The 20931-nt window shown below is 56.3% G+C and carries 14 protein-coding genes; 5 read left to right on the plus strand and 9 right to left on the minus strand.

All coding sequences use genetic code 11. From position 1 onward, the window contains the following. Nucleotides 1-73 precede the first annotated feature (73 nt). Entirely contained in the window at nt 74-847 is a 774-nt protein-coding gene (gene bioH / locus KW828_RS16660; protein WP_218337444.1) for a pimeloyl-ACP methyl ester esterase BioH, read from the minus strand. Between the two features lie 37 nt (nt 848-884). On the opposite strand from bioH, the gene gntX reads away from it, so the two are divergent. From gntX to gntT, 3 genes are all read left to right on the plus strand, one after another. After that, nucleotides 885-1568 carry a DNA utilization protein GntX gene (gene gntX, locus KW828_RS16665; RefSeq protein ID WP_218337445.1) on the plus strand — a complete coding sequence of 228 codons (684 nt, stop codon included), beginning with the start codon at nt 885-887 and terminating at the stop codon, nt 1566-1568. A 58-nt stretch (nt 1569-1626) separates the two neighbouring features. Further along, entirely contained in the window at nt 1627-2202 is a 576-nt protein-coding gene (gene nfuA / locus KW828_RS16670) for a Fe-S biogenesis protein NfuA (RefSeq protein WP_088220986.1), read from the plus strand. A gap of 508 nt (nt 2203-2710) precedes the next feature. Continuing rightward, a complete protein-coding gene (gene gntT / locus KW828_RS16675) occupies nt 2711-4027 on the plus strand; it encodes a gluconate transporter (RefSeq protein WP_218337446.1) in 1317 nt (438 codons plus the stop codon). A 42-nt stretch (nt 4028-4069) separates the two neighbouring features. On the opposite strand, the gene malQ is transcribed toward gntT, so the two are convergent. Both malQ and malP read right to left on the minus strand, forming a co-directional pair. Continuing rightward, a complete protein-coding gene (gene malQ / locus KW828_RS16680) occupies nt 4070-6160 on the minus strand; it encodes a 4-alpha-glucanotransferase (protein WP_218337447.1) in 2091 nt (696 codons plus the stop codon). 8 nt (nt 6161-6168) lie between these two features. After that, the gene (malP, locus tag KW828_RS16685; RefSeq protein WP_218337448.1) at nt 6169-8559 is read right to left on the minus strand and encodes a maltodextrin phosphorylase; all 2391 of its coding nucleotides are present in this window, start codon (nt 8557-8559) and stop codon (nt 6169-6171) included. Nucleotides 8560-9146: 587 nt separating this feature from the next. On the opposite strand from malP, the gene malT reads away from it, so the two are divergent. Next, the gene (malT, locus tag KW828_RS16690; protein WP_218337449.1) at nt 9147-11852 is read left to right on the plus strand and encodes an HTH-type transcriptional regulator MalT; all 2706 of its coding nucleotides are present in this window, start codon (nt 9147-9149) and stop codon (nt 11850-11852) included. 10 nt (nt 11853-11862) lie between these two features. On the opposite strand, the gene KW828_RS16695 is transcribed toward malT, so the two are convergent. Genes KW828_RS16695 through glpE form a run of 3 tightly spaced genes read right to left on the minus strand, consistent with a single transcriptional unit; the run spans nt 11863 to nt 13843 of the window. Then, entirely contained in the window at nt 11863-12621 is a 759-nt protein-coding gene (locus KW828_RS16695; protein ID WP_218337450.1) for a DeoR/GlpR family transcriptional regulator, read from the minus strand. 17 nt (nt 12622-12638) lie between these two features. Further along, nucleotides 12639-13469, minus strand: coding sequence for a rhomboid family intramembrane serine protease GlpG (gene glpG, locus KW828_RS16700; protein WP_218337469.1), 831 nt, complete (start codon nt 13467-13469; stop codon nt 12639-12641). Nucleotides 13470-13513: 44 nt separating this feature from the next. Then, a complete protein-coding gene (gene glpE / locus KW828_RS16705; protein ID WP_218337451.1) occupies nt 13514-13843 on the minus strand; it encodes a thiosulfate sulfurtransferase GlpE in 330 nt (109 codons plus the stop codon). Nucleotides 13844-14048: 205 nt separating this feature from the next. On the opposite strand from glpE, the gene glpD reads away from it, so the two are divergent. Next, nucleotides 14049-15554 (plus strand): glycerol-3-phosphate dehydrogenase, encoded by a 1506-nt coding sequence (glpD, locus tag KW828_RS16710; protein WP_218337452.1) that lies wholly within the window; start codon nt 14049-14051, stop codon nt 15552-15554. A 100-nt stretch (nt 15555-15654) separates the two neighbouring features. On the opposite strand, the gene glgP is transcribed toward glpD, so the two are convergent. The 3 genes from glgP to glgC form a co-directional block, all read right to left on the minus strand. Beyond that, nucleotides 15655-18102 (minus strand): glycogen phosphorylase, encoded by a 2448-nt coding sequence (gene glgP, locus KW828_RS16715; RefSeq protein ID WP_218337453.1) that lies wholly within the window; start codon nt 18100-18102, stop codon nt 15655-15657. An 18-nt stretch (nt 18103-18120) separates the two neighbouring features. Beyond that, on the minus strand, nt 18121-19554 hold the full coding sequence (gene glgA, locus KW828_RS16720; RefSeq protein WP_218337454.1) for a glycogen synthase GlgA: 1434 nt from the start codon (nt 19552-19554) through the stop codon (nt 18121-18123). 88 nt (nt 19555-19642) lie between these two features. Further along, the gene (gene glgC, locus KW828_RS16725; RefSeq protein WP_218337455.1) at nt 19643-20926 is read right to left on the minus strand and encodes a glucose-1-phosphate adenylyltransferase; all 1284 of its coding nucleotides are present in this window, start codon (nt 20924-20926) and stop codon (nt 19643-19645) included. Between the last annotated feature and the right edge of the window lie 5 nt (nt 20927-20931).

Below are 20931 nucleotides of genomic sequence, written 5' to 3' on the forward strand. Positions count from 1 at the left end.
TCACCCACAAAGCCGCAGTGACAACCTTAAGTATTAACGTCAGTTGATTATTTCGCCACCCGCCCGCGGCGTGTCAGGCCAGCGATGCTGTAAAGTCGAGCAGCGCCTGGCAAAAATCCTGCGGATGAGAAATAAAAGGCGCATGGGCAGCTTTCGGGAAGATAACCGAGCGGCTGGCAGGCCACGCCTCGTCGAGCAATGCGGCGATTTTACGCGGCACCAGGCCATCAAGGCGACCATAAAGCCGCAGGAACGGCAGCGGCAGCGACGCCAGCGGCAGACGCAAATCGGCGGTTTTGAGGATCTCCAGACCGCCATTAAGGACGGCTTCGCCCGGCATCGGCAGCGCCAGCACGGCGCTTTTCAGTTTGCGGGCATCCGCTCGGGCCGTTTCCGTACCCAGCGTTTGTAGCGCCAGAAAACGTTCTACGGTGCGCTGAAAATCCTCGCTCAGTTGGCGCTGAAAACCAGACAGTACGTCTGGCTTAATGCCCGGCCAGTCATCCCCGGCGCAAAAACAGGGGGAAGACGCGACGGTGACCAGCGCCTGCACGCGCTGCGGAGCGCTGAGCGCCGCCTGGCTTGCTACCAGCCCGCCCAGGCTCCAGCCCAGCCAGATGGCGCTCTCCGGCGCGCGGGCCAGCACCGCATCCGTCATCTGCGCAAGGGTCAGCGCCCCAAAGCCGTTGCTACGACCATAACCCGGCAGATCCACCAGATGCAGCGTAAAATGCGGCGCGAGTTCCGCAATAATGCAATCCCATACCTGCGCATTCAGTCCCCATCCGTGCAGCAGCACAAGATGACACTTTCCTTCTCCTTTGGTTTCCCACCACAGGTCATTCATCAGTTAGGCTTCTCTTCAGTCAACAGGGAGGGGAGCTATGCTATCAGTGCCTGGCTTATGCTGGCTATGCCGAATGCCGCTGGCGCTCGCCGCGTGGGGTATCTGTTCGGTGTGCTGTCGTGCGCTGTTCATCACGCAGACCGTCTGCCCGCAATGTGGTTTACCGGCGGCCTTTGCCATGCTGCCGTGTGGTCGCTGCCTGCAAAAACCGCCGCCATGGCAGCAACTGGTGATGGTGAATGCCTATGCGCCGCCGCTCAGTTCGCTTGTCCAGCGGCTGAAATTCTCCCGCCAGCCGGAAGTCGGTCAGGCGCTGGCACGCCTGCTGCTGTTGGCGGTTCTGAAGGCCCACCGCGAGCGGGGATTACCGTGGCCCGATCGGTTAATCAGCGTGCCGCTCCACTCTCGCCGCCAGTGGCGCAGGGGATTTAACCAGGATGATACGCTCTGCCGCCCGCTCGCGCGCTGGCTGTCCTGCGCCTGGGAGAGCACGGCAATTACGCGTGTGCGCGCCACCCCCGCCCAGCATCAGCTCAGCGCCAGGCGGCGTAAACATAACCTGCGCCATGCCTTTCGCCTTGAATTACCGGTACGCGGTCTCCATATCGCTATCGTGGATGATGTCGTCACTACCGGCAGCACCGTCGCAGAAATTACTCAGCTGCTTTTACGCAGCGGCGCGGCGACTGTTCAGGTATGGTGCCTGTGTCGAACCTTGTAGAGCCTCGATGATGGGCGTATTATAACCAGGTAAAATAGTCAACTATTAGGCCATTGCTATGATCCATATTTCCGACGCTGCACAAGCGCACTTTGCCAAACTGCTGGCAAATCAGGAAGAAGGAACACAAATCCGCGTATTTGTGATTAATCCGGGTACCCCAAACGCTGAATGTGGCGTCTCTTACTGCCCGCCGGACGCAGTGGAAGCTTCTGACACCGCCCTGAAATTTGATCTGCTGACGGCGTATGTCGATGAGTTGAGCGCGCCGTATCTGGACGATGCGGAGATCGATTTTGTTACCGATCAGCTGGGTTCGCAGCTGACGCTGAAAGCACCGAACGCCAAAATGCGTAAAGTGTCTGAGGATGCGCCGCTGATGGAGCGCGTCGATTATATGATCCAGTCGCAGGTTAACCCGCAGCTGGCCGGTCACGGTGGCCGCGTTACGCTGATGGAAATCACGGAAGAAGGCTACGCCATTTTGCAGTTCGGCGGCGGTTGTAACGGCTGTTCAATGGTCGATGTGACCCTGAAAGAAGGGATCGAGAAGCAGCTGCTGAACGAATTCCCGGAACTGAAAGGCGTGCGCGATTTGACCGAACACCAGCGCGGCGAACACTCTTACTACTGATGCCCTTCCCCGCCCGGTGGCGCTTCGCTTACCGGGCCTACATATCGATACCTTCCCTGCACCGTAGTGCTTCGCTTACCGGGCCTACATATTGATACTTTCTCGGCACCATAATGCTTCGCTTACTTGCCCTACGTATTGATACCTTCCCTGCACGCTTACCGGGCTTACGTGGTATTGCATAATACATACGTGCGGCATTTCGTAGGCCGGGTAAGCGCAGCGCCACCCGGCAACACCTAGACAAAAATTTAACATTCTATTCTTCAGAATTTGACCCACCTCGCAATTCTCACATTTACCCGGCGCGGGCCATTCTCATTCCTTATATGTTACCCGTATCATTTGCAGCAGTACTGCATCAATGCAAAACGGCCAGCTAAACTGTTGTTCAAATCTAAATGCAGGCCAGGACAGTGCGATGCGTTCTCTGTTCCTCTTCGGGATAACCGTTACCGCCCGTCACAGGGCCAACGTTACCCATAACAAATTAAAGGCCAGGTAAATCATGCCATTAGTCATCGTTGCTATCGGTGTTGTCTTGTTACTGTTGTTAATGATCCGTTTTAAATTAAACGGATTTATTGCCTTGATCCTGGTGGCCCTCGCTGTCGGACTGATGCAGGGCATGCCAGTGGACAAGGTGATCGCCTCTATTAAAGCGGGTGTCGGCGGTACGCTCGGCAGCCTTGCGCTGATCATGGGCTTCGGCGCTATGCTCGGCAAACTGCTGGCAGACTGCGGTGGGGCGCAGCGCATTGCCACCACGCTTATTGATAAGTTTGGTCAGAAATACATTCAGTGGGCGGTTGTGCTGACCGGTTTTACCGTCGGTTTTGCGCTGTTTTATGAAGTGGGCTTCGTGCTGCTGCTGCCGCTGGTGTTCACCATTGCCGCGAAAGCGCGTGTGCCGCTGCTGTATGTGGGCGTTCCGATGGCGGCGGCGCTCTCCGTGACCCACGGCTTCCTGCCGCCGCACCCAGGCCCGACCGCTATCGCCACTATCTTCCATGCCGATATGGGTAAAACGCTGCTCTACGGTACGCTGCTGGCGATCCCGACCGTCATTCTGGCAGGTCCGGTGTATGCGCGCTTCCTGAAAAAGATTGATAAGCCGATCCCGGAAGGTCTGTATAACGCCAAAACCTTCAGCGAAGCAGAAATGCCGAGCTTTGGCGTCAGCGTCTGGACCTCGCTGGTACCGGTGATCCTGATGGCGGGCCGTGCGATTGCAGAAATGGTGCTGCCGAAAGGGCATCCGCTGCTGGCGTACGCTGAGTTCTTCGGCGACCCGGTAATGGCAACGTTGATTGCCGTGCTGATCGCCATCTTCACCTTTGGCCTGAACCGCGGTCGTTCAATGGATGATGTGACCGACACCATCACCTCTTCCATCAAAATCATCGCCATGATGCTGCTGATCATCGGCGGTGGCGGCGCATTCAAACAGGTGCTGGTCGACAGCGGCGTGGATAAATACATCGCCGCCATGATGCACTCCACCAACTTGTCGCCAATCTTTATGGCCTGGTCGATTGCCGCGGTACTGCGTATTGCGCTGGGTTCGGCCACGGTCGCTGCGATTACGGCTGGCGGCATTGCTGCACCGCTGATCGCCACCACTGGCGTCAGCCCTGAACTGATGGTTATCGCGGTGGGTTCCGGTAGCGTGATTTTCTCCCACGTAAACGATCCGGGCTTCTGGCTGTTCAAGGAGTACTTCAACCTGACTATCGGTGAAACCATGAAGTCATGGTCGGCGCTGGAAACCATTATTTCGGTATGTGGTCTGGTAGGCTGTCTGCTGCTGGCTGCGGTGATTTAACATTAATTCTTTGCCCCTCTCCAGCCGGAGAGGGGCAACCTGTTACGACTTCTTCCCTGCCGTTTTACGCCTTCTGTCCAGATCCTTAATCAGCCTGTTCACGCCGTCATCGGCAAACATCTTCTCAAGGGTGGTATCCAGCTTGCGCCGCCAGTTTTTGTACTGGTAGCTGGTGCCCGGAATGTTCACCGGCGCGGCCATTCCCAGCCAGTCTTCCGGCTGTAAACCGAGCAGAGCGCTGTTGGAATCCGCGATATAACGCTGCATCCCGCGGTTCAGCGTGCTGGTCATCGCCATACGTGAGGCCTTGTGCCCGGTACGTTTTGGCAGACAGCCCTGCTTGTGCAGCGCCTCCAGCAGCCCCTGTTTCGCCCGCTCACGATCCTGATACAGACCGCGCAGCACCTCTTCGTCCGGATACAGTCCCAGGGTTTTGCCCAGCGTTAAATCACCGGCTTCCCAGTAACCACGCAGCGTCGGCAAGTCGTGGGTCGTTGCCACCGCCATCGACTGTTGCGGCCATTTTTGCGGCGGCAGGAAGACGTTCTCGCTGTTCTCGAAATAGAGCACCTTGTAGGAGTAGATGCCGCTGTCGCGCAGCTTGCTGACAATCTCCACCGGTACTGTGCCCAGATCTTCACCAATCACCATGCACTGGTGACGCTGGCTTTCAAGGGCAAGGATCGACAGCAAATCATCCACCGGATACTGCACGTACGCGCCCTGATCGGCAGTTTCGCCGTAAGGGATCCACCACAGACGCAGCATCGACATCACATGATCGATACGCAGCGCGCCACAGCTTTTCATGTTCGCCCGTAAGAGCTGGATGAACGGCTCATAGCCGCGCGCCGTCATGACGTGGGGATCCATCGGCGGCAGGCCCCAGTTCTGACCGAGCGGGCCAAGAATATCCGGCGGCGCGCCAACAGACGCTTTCAGGCAGTAGAGTTCACGATCGCACCAGGTTTCCGCACCGCCTTCGGCCACCCCCACCGCCAGATCACGATACAGGCCGATCGGCATAGCGAAGCCCTGGCTGGTTTCCCAGCACTGCGCAAACTGCTCGCAGGCCAGCCACTGTAGCCACAGGAAGAACTGCACCTCGTCGGCGAAGTCTTCGCAAAACTGCTTCACTTGCGGGCTGTCGGTACGCTGAAAGCCTTCCGGCCAGACCGGCCAGCCCCAGCGCATTTCATCTTCTTTCACCTGCTGCGCATGCAGCGCGTCAAACGCCGCCTGCCAGTACAGGCTCTCGCCTTCCTGCGCCACAAAGTCGGTGAATGCCACTTTCTGCGCATCGCTGTCTTTACGCGCAGAAAAGTCTTTCCACGCCAGACGCAGCGCGGCAATCTTCAGCGCGGTAACGGTCGCGTAATCCACGTAGTCGGCGTCGCGTGCGGCATGCAGGGCGTCCTGCGTCGAGGCCAGTTTCCACCACTTCTGCGCCGCGTTGCTGCGCTGGAAATCCTCCACGGCGTTCACGTCGATATAGACGATATTCAGCCAACGGCGGGATGAGGGGCTGTACGGACTGGCGCTCTCCGGGTTAGCCGGATAAAGCGCATGGATCGGGTTCAGGCCGATAAACGAGCCGCCCCGTTTTGCCACGTCCACCAGCATGGCTTTCAGATCGCCAAAATCACCGATCCCCCAGTTTTTTTCCGAACGCAGGGTGTAGAGCTGCACGCAGGCGCCCCACAGTTTTTTCCCTTCGTGCAGCGCGAGCGGTTCGTAGCAGCGTTTCGGCGCGACGATCACCCGGCACGGCCATTGCTGTCTGGCGTTACCGATCTCAAGCTGGTGATAACCTTCCGGCAACTTCACGGGCAGATTGAGCGCTTTACCGCCCGTGGCCTGGCCGGTGTACTCCCGGCCCTCTTCGGTGATGAGCCGCCAGTGATATTCGCCGCTCCCTTCAACGGGCAGCGGCATTTTTTTACCGTGGGTAAAGACCTTCACCGGCGGAACAGGCGGAACCGCCCCCTTTTTCGGGGCGGTCGGGCGATGCATGGCGTCCAGCAAACGCTGTTTGGTTTCACCGCCAATAGACTGCGGTTTACCGTGAGCATTGATGTAATGAGGGCTGATCCCCGCCGCCAGCGCGGCGGCATCAAGTCGTTTGCTTTCCATGGCTTTCCTTAACGTTTGGCCTGCCAGATACGAGTCTGATAATCACGGATGGAGCGATCCGAACTGAACATGCCGCAACGGGCGGTGTTCAGAATGGCGGCTCGCGTCCAGGCGTCCTGATCGCGGTACAGGACGTCCACTTGTTTTTGCGCGTCAACATAGGCGGTGAAGTCGGCCATCACCAGATACGGATCGCCACCCTGCTTGCCCATGCTGTGCAGCATCTGATCAAAGGCATGTTTATCGCCGTCGCTGTAGATGCCGCTTTCCAGCTCTTTGAGCACCGCATCCAGCACTTTGTCTTTCTTCCGCCACTTCAGCGGATCGTAGCCTTTGGCTTTCAGTGCCTTCACCTGTTCAACAGTATGGCCGAAGATAAAGATGTTATCGTCGCCAACCTGCTCAGCAATTTCGACATTAGCGCCATCCAGCGTACCGACCGTGAGCGCGCCGTTGAGCGCCAGCTTCATGTTGCCGGTGCCGGAGGCCTCTTTGCCCGCCGTAGAAATCTGCTCAGAAACATCCGCCGCCGGGATCAGCATTTCTGCTGCTGACACGCAGTAATCCGGCAGGAACACCACTTTCAGTTTGTCGCCGACGCGGGGATCGTTATTCACCGCTTCCGCCACTTTATTGATGGCGAAGATGATGTTTTTCGCCAGGTAATAACCTGGTGCTGCTTTCGCACCAAACAGGAAGACGCGCGGCACGCGGTCGGCAGCCGGGTTTTCACGGATCTCTTTGTACAGCGCCAGAATATGCAGCAGGTTAAGGTGCTGACGTTTGTATTCGTGCAGGCGTTTGATCTGAATATCAAAAATCGCTTCCGGATTGATGTCGACGCCGGTACGCGCTTTCACATAGCTCGCCAGACGCACTTTGTTCGCCCGTTTGATGTCGCGGTACTGCGCGCGGAACGCGGCGTCATCGGCGTATTTTTCCAGCCCTTGCAACTTATCGAGATCGTCGGCCCATTCGGTTTTCAGCGTGGTGTCGAGCAGCGCGGCCAGCGCCGGGTTGCACTGTTTTATCCAGCGACGCGGGGTGATGCCGTTGGTGACGTTATGGAATTTGTTCGGCCACAGCTGGTGATATTCCGGGAACAGATCTTTAACCACCAGATCCGAGTGCAGCGCCGCCACGCCGTTGACAGCAAAGCCGCTCACGACGCACATATTCGCCATGCGCACCTGTTTGTTGTGCACCACCGCCAGCTTCGCCCAAACGTCTTTGTCGCCCGGCCAGGTTTGATCCACCAGGGTTTTAAAGCGGTTATTAATGGTGTTGATGATCTGCATGTGGCGCGGCAGCAGGGCTTTCACCAGTTTCTCATCCCAGCACTCCAGCGCTTCCGGCATCAGGGTGTGGTTAGTGTACGCAAAGGTTTTGCTGGCGATCGCCCAGGCGTCGTCCCAGCTCAGCTGATGCTCGTCGATCAGCACGCGCAGCAGTTCCGGAATGGCGATGGTCGGGTGCGTGTCGTTTAACTGGATCACTTCGAAGTCCGGCAACTGCGCAATGGCGCGACCGGCAAGGTGATGGCGACGCAGAATATCAGCCACCGAACAGGCGCACTGGAAATACTGCTGCATCAGGCGCAGTTTTTTGCCCGCCAGATGGTTGTCGTTCGGGTAGAGCACTTTCGTCAGTTTTTCCGCGTCGATGCCCTGCTGCTCGGCACGCAGAAAATCACCGTTGTTAAAACGGGTTAAATCAAACGGATGGGCATGTTTTGCCTGCCACAGGCGCAGCGGCTGCGCGACGCTGTTGCGATAGCCAAGCACCGGCAGATCCCAGGCTTCGCCGATAAGCGTAAAGGCTGGCGTCCAGTGGCCGTCTTTGCTGACTTTACCGCCGATGCCGACCTGCACATCCAGCGCGGAATTGTGACGGAACCACGGATAGCTGCCGCGATGCCAGTCGTCCGGCGCTTCCTGCTGTTTTCCACCGGCAAACGACTGGCGGAACAGGCCGTACTGGTAATTCAGGCCATAGCCGGTCGCCGCCTGCCCCACCGTCGCCATTGAATCCAGGAAACAGGCGGCAAGACGCCCCAGCCCACCGTTACCCAGCGCCGGATCGATCTCTTCTTCGAGCAAATCCGTCAGGTTAACGTCATGAGAAGTAAGCACATCGCTGACTTCCTGATACCAGCCGAGGTTGAGCAGGTTGTTCCCGGTCAGGCGACCAATCAGAAATTCCATTGAAATGTAGTTCACGTGGCGCTGATTTTTCGCCGGCGCTTTCGCTGGCACCGGCAGTAATTCCGCCAGCGCGCCGCTGACCGCGTGCCACCACTGCTGCCGGGTCATCTCGTCTGCGGCCTGCAGACCAAAACGCTGCCACTGACGGGCCAGGGCCGCTTCGAATTGTGCTTTGTTAAATGTGGGCTGTGACATAGAAAACTCGGGTCCTGTAAGTAAAAAACAACATTAGTGCTAGTGTGCCTGGCTCCCGTTTCGACTACCTCATCCCGCCAGGGATTAGAAAGGGAGGAGCAGCGGGGATGAGCAAAAAATGTGATCCTGAGCACTTAGCGTCCCTGCCTCGCGCATTTTGCCGGGGCAATGTGCTGATTAATCAGAACAGGCTCAAAAAAATGAAATGTTGTTTTAGAGAAAATACGTCAGCCATGAAAAAGCAATGCGGCGGAAATATTGTTTTGCTGAATTTTTAATCACTGTCACGGCTATTTTTTTAGTCATAACCTGACACCGTTTTTCATAATAATTATTCTTCTTTATGGAATAAAAAACCCTGTTTTTTCATTTGCGCGCTTTATCGACAATTCAGTGCTGATGCGCCATGGCTACCCTTCGGAGCTATTATTCATAAAGGTTATGGAATTGTGACACAGTGCAAATTAAGCGCGGTCAAATTCGGACATAACTTGCAATACATGGCATTCTGGCCGAACGTATTCCTTATTAATTACGAAGCGCAAAAAAAATCGCCTTTCCCGTTACCTCACAGTGAAGTGATGACTATGTTGATTCCGTCTAAATTAAGTCGCCCGGTTCGCCTTGACCACACAGTGGTGCGTGACCGTTTGCTGGCTAAACTTGCGGGCGCCAACAATTTTCGCCTGGCGCTGGTGACAAGTCCTGCCGGTTATGGAAAAACGACCCTTATTTCGCAATGGGCCGCAGGGAAAAGCGATCTCGGATGGTTTTCCCTTGATGAAGGGGATAACCAACAGGAGCGCTTCGCCAATTATTTTATGGCGGCGGTGCAACAGGCCACCCACGGCCACTGCGTTACCAGCGAAGCCATTGCTCAAAAAGGCCAGTACGCCAGCCTGTCATCGCTGTTTGCGCAGTTATTTATCGAGCTGGCAGACTGGGACCGCCCGCTGTATCTGGTGATTGATGATTACCACCTGATCTCCAACCCGGTGATCCACGACGCCATGCGCTTTTTCCTGCGCCATCAGCCGGAATGCCTGACGCTGGTGGTGCTGTCGCGTAATCTGCCGCAGCTGGGCATTGCCAACCTGCGCGTGCGCGATCAACTGCTGGAAATCGGCAGTCAGCATCTGGCCTTTACCCATCAGGAAGCGAAGCTGTTTTTTGACTGTCGCCTGGAATGGCCTATTGAACCGGCGGAAAGCAGCCGTCTGTGCGACGATGTCGCCGGCTGGGCCACCGCGCTCCAGCTTATTGCCCTCTCCGCCCGTCAAAATAACCATGCCGCGCACCAGTCGGCGCGCCGCCTCGCCGGGATCAACGCCAGCCATCTGTCCGATTATCTGGTGGATGAGGTGCTGGATAATATCGATCTCAGTACCCGCCATTTGTTGCTGAAAAGTTCCCTGCTGCGCTCAATGAACGATGCGCTGATTGTGCGTGTCACGGGCGAAGAAAACGGGCAGATGCGCCTGGAAGAGATCGAACGTCAGGGCCTTTTTCTGCAACGGATGGATGATTCCGGTGAATGGTTCAGCTATCACCCGCTGTTCGGCAATTTCCTGCGTCAGCGCTGTCAGTGGGAACTGGCGACCGAGCTGCCGGAGATCCACCGCGCGGCGGCGGAAAGCTGGATGGCGCAGGGTTTCCCCAGCGAAGCCATTCATCACGCGCTGGCGGCGGGCGATGGCTGCATGCTGCGCGACATTCTGCTCCATCACGCCTGGGGGCTGTTTAACCACAGCGAACTGGCGCTGCTGGAAGAATCCCTCAAGGCGCTGCCCTGGGAAAGCCTGCTGGAGAATCCGCGTCTGGTGCTGTTACAGGCGTGGCTGATGCAGAGCCAGTACCGCTACAGTGAAGTGAATACCCTGCTGGCCCGCGCCGAGCAGGAGATGGACATGGAAATGGATCGCTCCCTGCATGGCGATTTCAACGCCCTGCGCGCACAGGTGGCCATCAACGCCGGCGATCCCGCCGAAGCCGAGCGCCTGTCGACGGTGGCGCTGGAAGAGTTGCCACTGGCGAACTACTACAGCCGCATTGTTGCCACCTCGGTGCACGGTGAAGTGCTGCACTGCAAAGGACAGCTGTCTAACTCGTTAACAGTGATGCAGCAGACTGAGCAGATGGCGCGTCGCCACGATGTCTGGCATTACGCGCTGTGGAGTCTGATCCAGCAAAGTGAAATTTTGTTTGCCCAGGGCTTTTTACAGGCCGCGTGGGAAACGCAGGAAAAAGCCTTTACGCTGATCCGCGAGCAGCACCTGGAGCAGTTACCGCTGCACGAGTTTTTGCTGCGCATTCGCGCGCAGCTGCTGTGGGCATGGGCGCGGCTCGATGAATCCGAAGCGGCCGCCCGCGAAGGGCTGAACGTACTCGCCGCCTACCAGCCGCAGCAGCAGATGCAGTGCCTGGCGCTGCTGGTGCAAAATTCACTGGCGCGTGGCGATCTGGATAATGCCCGCAGCCATCTCAACCGCCTGGAAAACCTGCTCGGCAACGGTCAGTATCACAGCGACTGGGTGTCCAACGCCGATAAAGTGCGGGTGATCTACTGGCAGATGATTGGCGACAAAAATGCCGCCGCCCAGTGGCTGCGTCAGACGCCGAAACCGGAATTCGCCGATAACCACTTCCTGCAAAGCCAGTGGCGCAACATTGCTCGTGCGCAGATCCTGCTTGGGGATTTTGATCCGGCAGAAATGGTGCTGGAGGAGTTAAACGAAAACGCGCGCAGTCTGCGGCTGATGAGCGATCTGAACCGCAACCTGTTGCTGCTGAACCAACTCTACTGGCAGGCGGGCCGTAAAAGCGATGCGCAGCGGGTGCTGATGGAAGCGCTGACGCTGGCTAACCGCACCGGCTTTATCAGCCACTTTGTGATCGAAGGGGAAGCGATGGCGCAGCAGCTGCGTCAGCTGATCCAGCTTAATGCCCTGCCGGAACTGGAAGGACATCGCGCCCAGCGTATTCTTCGCGACATTAACCAGCATCATCGCCACAAGTTTGCGCATTTTGATGAAGGTTTTGTCGAAAGGCTGCTTAATCACCCGGAAGTACCGGAGCTGATCCGCACCAGTCCCCTGACCCAGCGGGAATGGCAGGTACTGGGATTAATCTATTCCGGCTACAGCAACGAGCAGATTGCCGGGGAGCTGGCCGTGGCGGCCACCACCATCAAAACGCACATTCGCAATCTGTATCAGAAGCTTGGCGTGGCGCATCGTCAGGATGCGGTGCAGCACGCCCAGCAGTTATTGAAGATGATGGGATACGGGGTGTAAACCCCGTTGCTTAGCACAGCTCAAGCTGAATATTGTGATCCTTGATGACCTGCAACACACCGGCGGGCGGCATCACGTCGGTGTACACCGCATTCACCATGCTGATGCTGCCCATGTTCACCATCGCGTTACGGGCAAATTTCGAGTGATCCACCACCAGCATCACGTGGCGTGAGTTTTCAATGATCGCCCGTTTGGTGCGCACTTCATGGTAATCAAACTCCAGCAGTGAGCCGTCGCTGTCGATGCCGCTGATCCCAAGAATGCCGAAATCCAGGCGGAATTGAGAGATAAAATCCAGCGTCGCTTCGCCAATAATCCCGCCATCACGGCTGCGCAATTCGCCCCCGGCGAGAATAATACGAAAGTCTTCTTTCGTTTTAAGCGTGTTGGCGACGTTCAGATTGTTAGTCACCACCCGCAGATTACTGTGCTCCAGTAATGCATGGGCCACCGCTTCCGGCGTGGTGCCAATATCGATAAATAGCGTCGCGCCGTTAGGGATCTGGCTTGCTACTTTGCGGGCAATGCGTTCTTTTTCAGCGGTTTGCGTGGCTTTACGATCGTGCCACGGGGTATTCACCGAGCTGGACGGCAACGCCGCGCCGCCGTGATGACGCAGGATCATATTCTGATCGGCAAGGTCATTCAGATCGCGGCGGATGGTCTGCGGGCTGACGGAAAACTGCTCCACCAGCTCTTCGGTACTGACGTACCCCTGCTTTTTAACCAGCTCGATAATGGCATCGTGGCGTTGTGTCTGCTTCATGAAATATCCCAGAAAATTTATGTTCGTTTTCGCACATTCTGCGTATCCACAAACGCCATGGCGAGACCGACAACCAGACCGGTGACATGCGCACCATTGGCGATGGACATGCCAAACAGATCAAACCAACCGGCAATTAACCATACTAAGGCAAAGGCTATCAAGCCGCGTGGCAAATTAATCCCGCTTTGCGGATCGCGCTCGCCCCGCAGCCAGACGTAGCCCATCAGCGCGTAGACCACGCCGGACAAGCCGCCGAACCACGGACCGCTGAATTTATGCTGCACGTAGCCGCTTAATAGAGCACTGATAATGGTGATAACAATTAACTTGCCGCTGCCGAGGCGCTTTTCCACCGCGCCGCCGAGAAACCACCACCACAGCAGGTTAAAAAGAATGTGCAGCACGGAAAAATGCATCACCGCATGGCTGAAATAACGCCAGACGTCAAAGCGCAGGGAGGGATCGTACGGCCAGGCCAGCCATACCATCACCGGCTGATCACCCACCACGTTCATGATGATAAACACCAGAATACAGACCGCCGCCAGCGCCAGTGTAAACGGCCCGGCCCGCTGGCGCAGCGTCGCCATAAAAGGATAACGCTGATAGTGCAGGCCGCTGTTGGTCTGGCCTGACGTCCAGCTTGCCGCCAGATAACGCGGATCGCCGGGGTTTTGCAGAAAACGTTCAAGTTCTGCGTGGACGCGCCCGGCCTGGCTTTCATCCGCCAGCCAGACGTCGGTTTTGTCATGATGCTGAAGCGTCAGGGTGATGCCCTGCGTTTGCATGTAATCAACAAACGCCTGAGCGATACGCGGGTTGGTAAAAGAGGTGATCATCAACATCGCTGTCTGCACTTATTCCACATAAAAGAGGACAGTATAAAGGGTTAACGCGATCCGTGCGCCACCTCGCCAGGAAAATGGCGGTGCCAGGCGTCGAACCCGCCATCCACGCTGTAGACCTGATCAAAACCCTGTTGCAGCAGATATTGCGCCGCACCTTTGCTGCTATTGCCGTGATAGCACATCACCATTACCGGCGTATCGTAATCGTTTTCCTGCATAAAGGCGCTGAGCGTATCGTTCGTCAGGTGGAACGCGCCGGGGGTGTGGCCCATGGCGAAGCTTTGCGGATCGCGAATATCCACCAGCACCGCCTGCTTTTGCTGCAGCTTCTGATGGGTTTCTTCCACATTAATACATTCAAATTGATCCATGGTGCTCTCTTTCGTTGTGCTGATTCTGGCGGGTACGCTGGCCCCACATCTTAGCGACAAGTTTACGTCCTCACGGCAGGTAAACGCCATTATGTTATGCATATCACTCTAAATTGTTTTTTTGATGTTACCAATACGCCATTCCTTTGCTATCATGAGCGATAACGAACATTTTTGAGCTTTTACGAAAGTGCATGAGGCGAACATGGAAACCAAAGATCTGATTGTGATAGGCGGGGGCATCAACGGTGCCGGTATCGCGGCAGACGCCGCAGGGCGCGGGTTATCTGTGCTCATGCTGGAAGCGCAGGATCTCGCCTGCGCCACCTCGTCAGCGAGTTCGAAACTGATCCACGGCGGCCTGCGCTACCTTGAACACTACGAGTTCCGCCTGGTGAGCGAAGCCCTGGCCGAACGTGAAGTGCTGCTGAAAATGGCGCCGCACATTGCTTTCCCGATGCGCTTCCGCCTGCCCCACCGCCCGCATTTACGCCCGGCATGGATGATCCGCATTGGTCTGTTTATGTACGATCATCTGGGTAAACGCACCAGTCTGCCCGCGTCTACCGGTTTGCGTTTTGGCGCAGAATCCGTAATGAAACCCGAAATCGTGCGCGGTTTCGAATATTCTGACTGCTGGGTGGACGATGCGCGCATGGTACTGGCGAATGCGCAAATGGTAGTGCGCAAAGGCGGCGAAGTGATGACCCGTACCCGCGCCACCTCCGCCAAACGTGTTAACGGTCTGTGGGTAGTGGAAGCCGAAGATATTGATACCGGCGAGAAATACACCTGGCAGGCGCGCGGTCTGGTGAATGCGACTGGCCCGTGGGTGAAACAATTCTTCGACGAAGGGATGGAGCTGCCGTCACCTTATGGTATCCGCCTGATCAAAGGTAGCCACATCGTTGTGCCGCGCGTCCATACGCAGAAACAGGCCTACATCCTGCAAAACGAAGATAAACGTATTGTGTTTGTGATCCCATGGATGGATGAGTTTTCCATCATTGGCACCACCGATGTGGAATATCAGGGCGATCCGAAAAACGTTGAGATCGACGAAAGCGAAATCAACTACCTGCTGAAGGTCTATAACGCGCACTTCAAAAAGCAACTGGCGCGCGACGATATTGTCTGGACTTACTCTGGCGTGCGTCCACTGTGCGATGACGAATCCGATTCGCCGCAGGCTATTACCCGTGATTACACGCTGGATATTCACGACGAAAACGGTAAAGCGCCACTGCTGTCGGTATTCGGCGGCAAGCTGACTACTTACCGTAAGCTGGCAGAGCACGCGATGGAAAAACTGTCGACGTACTATAAAGACATCGGCCCGGCGTGGACCAAAAACTGCGTGCTACCGGGTGGCGATCTGCAGGGCGATCGTGACGATTACGCGGCTAAACTGCGTCGTCGCTATCCGTTTATCAGTGAGCAAATGGCGCGTCATTATGCCCGCACTTACGGCAGCAACAGCGAGCTGATCCTTGCCAGCGCGACGTCGCTGGCCGATCTGGGTGAAGATTTTGGCCATGAGTTTTACGAAGCAGAATTGCGTTATCTGGTCGAGCATGAATGGGTGCGTCGTCTGGACGATGCGATCTGGCGTCGTACGAAACAGGGGATGTGGCTGAACGCCGAGCAGCAGTCGCGCATTTCTCAGTGGCTGACGCGCCACGCGAAACGCGAGCTGTCGTTAGCGTCATAAGCCGAACGTTCGGTTTGCCCGGCGGCGTAAGTTTGCCGGGTCTGCAAATAAAAAACGGGGCCACTGAATGGCCCCGTTTGTTGTTTACCGATTTACCGATTTACAGCCGTACCGGATCGATATGCCAGATTTTGTCGGCATACTCCTGGATCGTGCGATCCGAGGAGAAATAGCCCATCTCCGCAATGTTGTGCATCGCTTTCGTGGTCCACTCTTCCGGGTGACGATACAGTTCGTCCACGCGATCCTGACAATCCACATAGCTGCGGAAATCGGCCAGCACCTGATAGTGATCGCCGAAGTTAATCAGTGAATCCACCAGATCGCGGTAGCGGCCCGGCTCCTCAGGGCTGAACACGCCGGTAGCGATCTGCGTCAGCACTTCACGCAGTTCATCATCTTTTTCGACGTAATCGCGCGGCTGGTAACCCTGACGGCGCAGTGCTTCCACTTCATCGGCGGTGTTACCGAAGATAAAGATATTCTCTTCGCCCACGTGATCCAGCATCTCGACGTTTGCCCCATCCAGCGTACCAATGGTCAGCGCGCCGTTCAGCGCGAATTTCATGTTGCTGGTGCCGGAGGCTTCCGTTCCGGCCAGCGAAATCTGCTCAGAGAGATCGGCAGCCGGAATGATCATCTGCGCCAGACTGACGCTGTAGTTGGGGATAAACACCACTTTCAGTTTGTCGCCAATCTGCGGATCGTTGTTGATCACTTTGGCAACGTCATTGATGAGATGAATAATGTGCTTCGCCATGTAATAGGCCGACGCGGCTTTACCGGCGAAGATGTTGACACGCGGCACCCAGTCAGCATCCGGATCGGCCTTGATGCGGTTGTAACGCGCAATCACATGCAGCACGTTCATCAGCTGACGTTTGTATTCATGGATACGTTTGATTTGCACGTCAAACAGCGCTTTCGGATTGACCACCACATTCAGCTGTTGGGCGATCATGATCGCCAGACGCTTTTTATTCTCAAGCTTCGCCTGGCGTACCGCCTGGTTGACGCTCGGGAAATCAATGTGCTGTTCAAGCTCCTGCAACTGACTCAAATCGGTGCGCCAGGTGCGGCCAATGTTTTCATCCAGCACCTCAGACAGCGGCGGGTTCGCCAGCGCCAGCCAGCGGCGCGGCGTGACGCCGTTGGTGACGTTGGTAAAGCGCGTCGGGAAAATCTTCGCAAAATCGGCAAACAGCGACTGCACCATCAGGTTGGAGTGCAGCTCGGACACGCCATTCACTTTGTGGCTTGCCACCACCGCCAGCCACGCCATGCGTACACGGCGGCCGTTGGACTCGTCGATAATCGACACGCGGCTCAACAGGTCGGTGTCGTCCGGGTACTGATCCTGCACGGTCTTCAGGAAGTAATCGTTAATTTCGAAGATGATCTGTAAATGGCGCGGCAGGATTTTACCCAGCATATCAACAGGCCAGGTTTCCAGCGCCTCGCTCATCAGCGTGTGGTTGGTGTAAGAGAATACCTGGCAGGTCACTTCAAAGGCATCATCCCACGAGAATTTATGCTCATCCATCAACAGGCGCATCAGCTCAGGAATACCGAGTACCGGGTGCGTATCGTTAAGGTGAATGGCGATCTTATCCGCCAGGTTGGCGTAGGTTTTGTGCAGCAAGTAGTGGCGATTAAGAATGTCCTGCACCGTCGCCGACACCAGGAAATACTCCTGACGTAAGCGCAGCTCGCGCCCGGAATAGGTCGAGTCATCCGGATAGAGCACACGGGAGACGTTTTCCGAGTGGTTTTTATCTTCCACGGCGGCAAAATAGTCGCCCTGGTTGAATTTACCGAGGTTAATCGCGCTACTCGCCTGGGCGTTCCACAGACGCAGTGTGTTAGTCGCGTCCGTGTCGTAGCCGGGGATGATCTGATCGTAGGCCACCGCCAGAATTTCTTCGGTTTCCAGCCAGCGGGATTTTTTCCCTTCCAGCTGTACGCGGCCACCGAAACGCACTTTATAGCGCGTGTTGTGGCGTTTGAATTCCCACGGGTTGCCGTATTCCAGCCAGTAGTCCGGCGACTCTTTCTGGCGGCCATCAACGATGTTTTGTTTGAACATGCCGTAGTCGTAGCGGATACCGTAACCACGGCCCGGCAGTGCAAGCGTCGCCAGCGAATCGAGGAAGCACGCCGCCAGACGGCCCAGACCGCCGTTGCCTAAACCGGGGTCATTTTCTTCGTCAATCAGCTCTTCCAGATCCAGCCCCATCTCTTCGAGGGCATTTTTAACGTCGTCGTAAATACCTAATGACAACATGGCGTTGGAGAGCGTACGACCAATCAGAAATTCCATCGACAGGTAGTAAACCTGACGGGTTTCCTGCGACAGCTGCGCGCGGTTGGAGCGCAGCCAGCGTTCAACAAGGCGGTCACGCACGGCGAACAGCGTGGCGTTCAGCCATTCGTGTTTATTGGCGATGGCCGGATCCTTGCCGATGGTGAACATCAGCTTATAGGCGATCGAGTGCTTGAGCGCCTCGACGCTCAGCGTGGGTGATGCATACGTAAAAGGTGCATTCATATGAGCGATTCCTGGAAATTATTTCAACCGGTTGTACAGATCCCGGTAGGACTGCGCCGCCACCTGCCAGCTAAAATCCATACCCATCGCCTGACGTTGCACGAAACGCCACAGCGACGGACGAGACCACAACACGAAAGCACGCCTTATCGCACGTAACAGCGACCAGGCATTGCTGTCTTCAAACACAAATCCACTGGCGACGCCGTCCGCCAGGTTTTCCAGTGAGCTGTCTGATACGGTATCCGCCAGCCCGCCAGTACGACGTACCAGCGGCAGCGTGCCGTATTTCAGGCCATAGAGCTGAGTCAGCCCGCACGGCTCAAAGCGACTTGGCACCAGAATCACATCAGCGCCCCCCATAATGCGGTGTGAGAAGGCTTCGTGATAGCCAATCTGCACCCCCACCTGGCCTGGATGTTCTGCCGCTGCCGCCAGGAATCCTTCCTGCAATACCGGATCGCCTGCACCTAACAGGGCCAGTTGTCCCCCCTGTTCCAGCAAGCCCGGCAGGGCTTCCAGCACCAGATCCAGCCCTTTCTGGCTGGTGAGGCGACTGACCACTGCAAACAGCGGCACTTTGTCATTCACCTTCAGACCCATCGCCACCTGAAGCTGGCGTTTGTTTTCAGCTTTCTCTTCCAGCGAGTCGCGATCATAACGCGATGCCAGAAGCAGATCGTGGTCCGGGCTCCATATTTTCTCATCAACACCGTTCAGGATGCCGGTAAGACGCCCTTCCAGTTGTCGCTGACGCAGCAGCCCTTCCATACCGCAGCCAAACTGCGGCTCGGTGATCTCGCGCGCATAGGTCGGGCTGACCGCCGTAATGTGATCGGCGTAGTACAAACCGGCCTTCAGGAACGAGATCTGACCGTTGAATTCGACACCATGAACATTAAAAAATGATGATGGCAATTCGATTTCATCCATATGCTGTGCATAAAACATGCCTTGATAGGCCAGGTTGTGCACAGTAAACACCGATTTTGCCGGACGACCGCGCGCCGCAAGGTACGCCGGTGCCAGTCCCGCATGCCAGTCATGGGCATGAACGATGTCAGGATGCCAGAACGGATCGAGGCCACAGGCCATTTCGCAACCTACCCAACCCAGCAGCGCAAAGCGCAACACGTTATCGGTATAGGCAAAAAGATTGGTATCGTGATACGGGCTCCCTGGGCGGTCATAAAGGTGCGGCGCATCGATCAGGTAAATCCCCACGCCGTTATAGTGACCAAATAATAAAGTGAATGGACCGGCGAATGTGTCGCGCCGGCTCACCACTCGTGCATCGGTAATGCCCCGTCGAATATCAGGAAAAGCAGGCAAAAGGACACGTGTATCTACACCAGCGGCGATTTGCGCCGCGGGTAACGCGCCAAGAACATCTGCCAGACCGCCCGTCTTAAGCAGCGGGAACATTTCAGAACATACATGTAAAACCTGCATTCTCGCTCCTGTTAATTACCGCCGCCTGTTTGCGATTACGGTAAAACAGCGCGCGGACCCCTTCCGCGCAAGGTTATTCTTGATGCTGTTAGTCTTTGAGTTTACGCAGCATTTCCCGCGTGACTAACACAATGCCTTCTTCTGAACGGTAAAACCGGCGTGCGTCTTCTTCCGCGTTTTCGCCGATTACCATGCCTTCCGGTATCTGACAGGCGCGATCGATGATGCACCGGCGCAGGCGACAGGAACGCCCTACCCATACGTCTGGTAACAGCACGGATGAGTCGATATTACAAAATGAGTTCACCCGCACGCGGGGGAACAGGACCGATTGCACCACAACGGAGCCTGAGATGATGCAGCCGCCCGAAACCAGGGAGTTCAGCGTCATACCGTGACTGCCTGAACGGTCTTGCACAAATTTCGCTGGCGGCAGCGGTTCCATATGGGTACGGATCGGCCAGTTTTGATCGTACATATCCAGTTCTGGCGTGACCGAGGCCAGATCCAGGTTGGCTTTCCAGTAGGCTTCCAGCGTGCCGACGTCGCGCCAGTAGGGTTCGGCCTGCGGATCGGACTGTACGCTGGATAACGGGAACGGGTGGGCGTAGACCATGCCCGCTTTCGTCAGCTTCGGAATGATGTCTTTACCAAAGTCATGGCTGGACGTTTCGTCCGCGTCATCTTCTTCGAGCAGCTCGTACAGATAGTCAGCATCAAAAATATAGATGCCCATACTGGCGAGCGCACGTGTCGGATCGTTAGGCATGGCGGGCGGGTTTTCCGGCTTCTCGACGAAGGCCACGACCTTTTCGTTTTCATCGACGGCCATCACGCCAAAGGCGGTGGCCTCGGCAATCGGCACCGGCAGACAGGCCACGGTGCAGCGCGCACCTTTCTCCACATGGTCAATGAGCATGCGCGAGTAATCCTGCTTGTAGATGTGATCGCCGGCGAGGATCACGACGTATTCCGCGTTATAGCGACGGATGATGTCGAGGTTCTGCGTGACGGCGTCCGCCGTGCCGCGATACCAGTTTTCGCCGTGTACGCGCTGCTGGGCAGGCAGCAGATCGACGAACTCGTTCATCTCTTCACTAAAGAACGACCAGCCGCGCTGGATGTGCTGTACCAGGGTATGTGACTGGTACTGGGTAATGACGCCAATCCGACGGATGCCGGAATTGATGCAGTTGGACAACGCAAAGTCGATGATGCGGAACTTACCACCAAAGTGCACCGCCGGCTTCGCCCGGGTGGTGGTTAAGTCTTTCAGACGCGTACCACGCCCCCCTGCAAGGATCAGGGCAACCGATTTCAATGGGAGCTGGCGCGCTAACATTAGCGGATCGTTTTTATCTAATCTAACCATGACTA

Origin of the sequence: Enterobacter sp. ENT03 (assembly GCF_019218745.1) — a bacterium.
Classification (GTDB): Bacteria; Pseudomonadota; Gammaproteobacteria; order Enterobacterales; family Enterobacteriaceae; genus Enterobacter_D.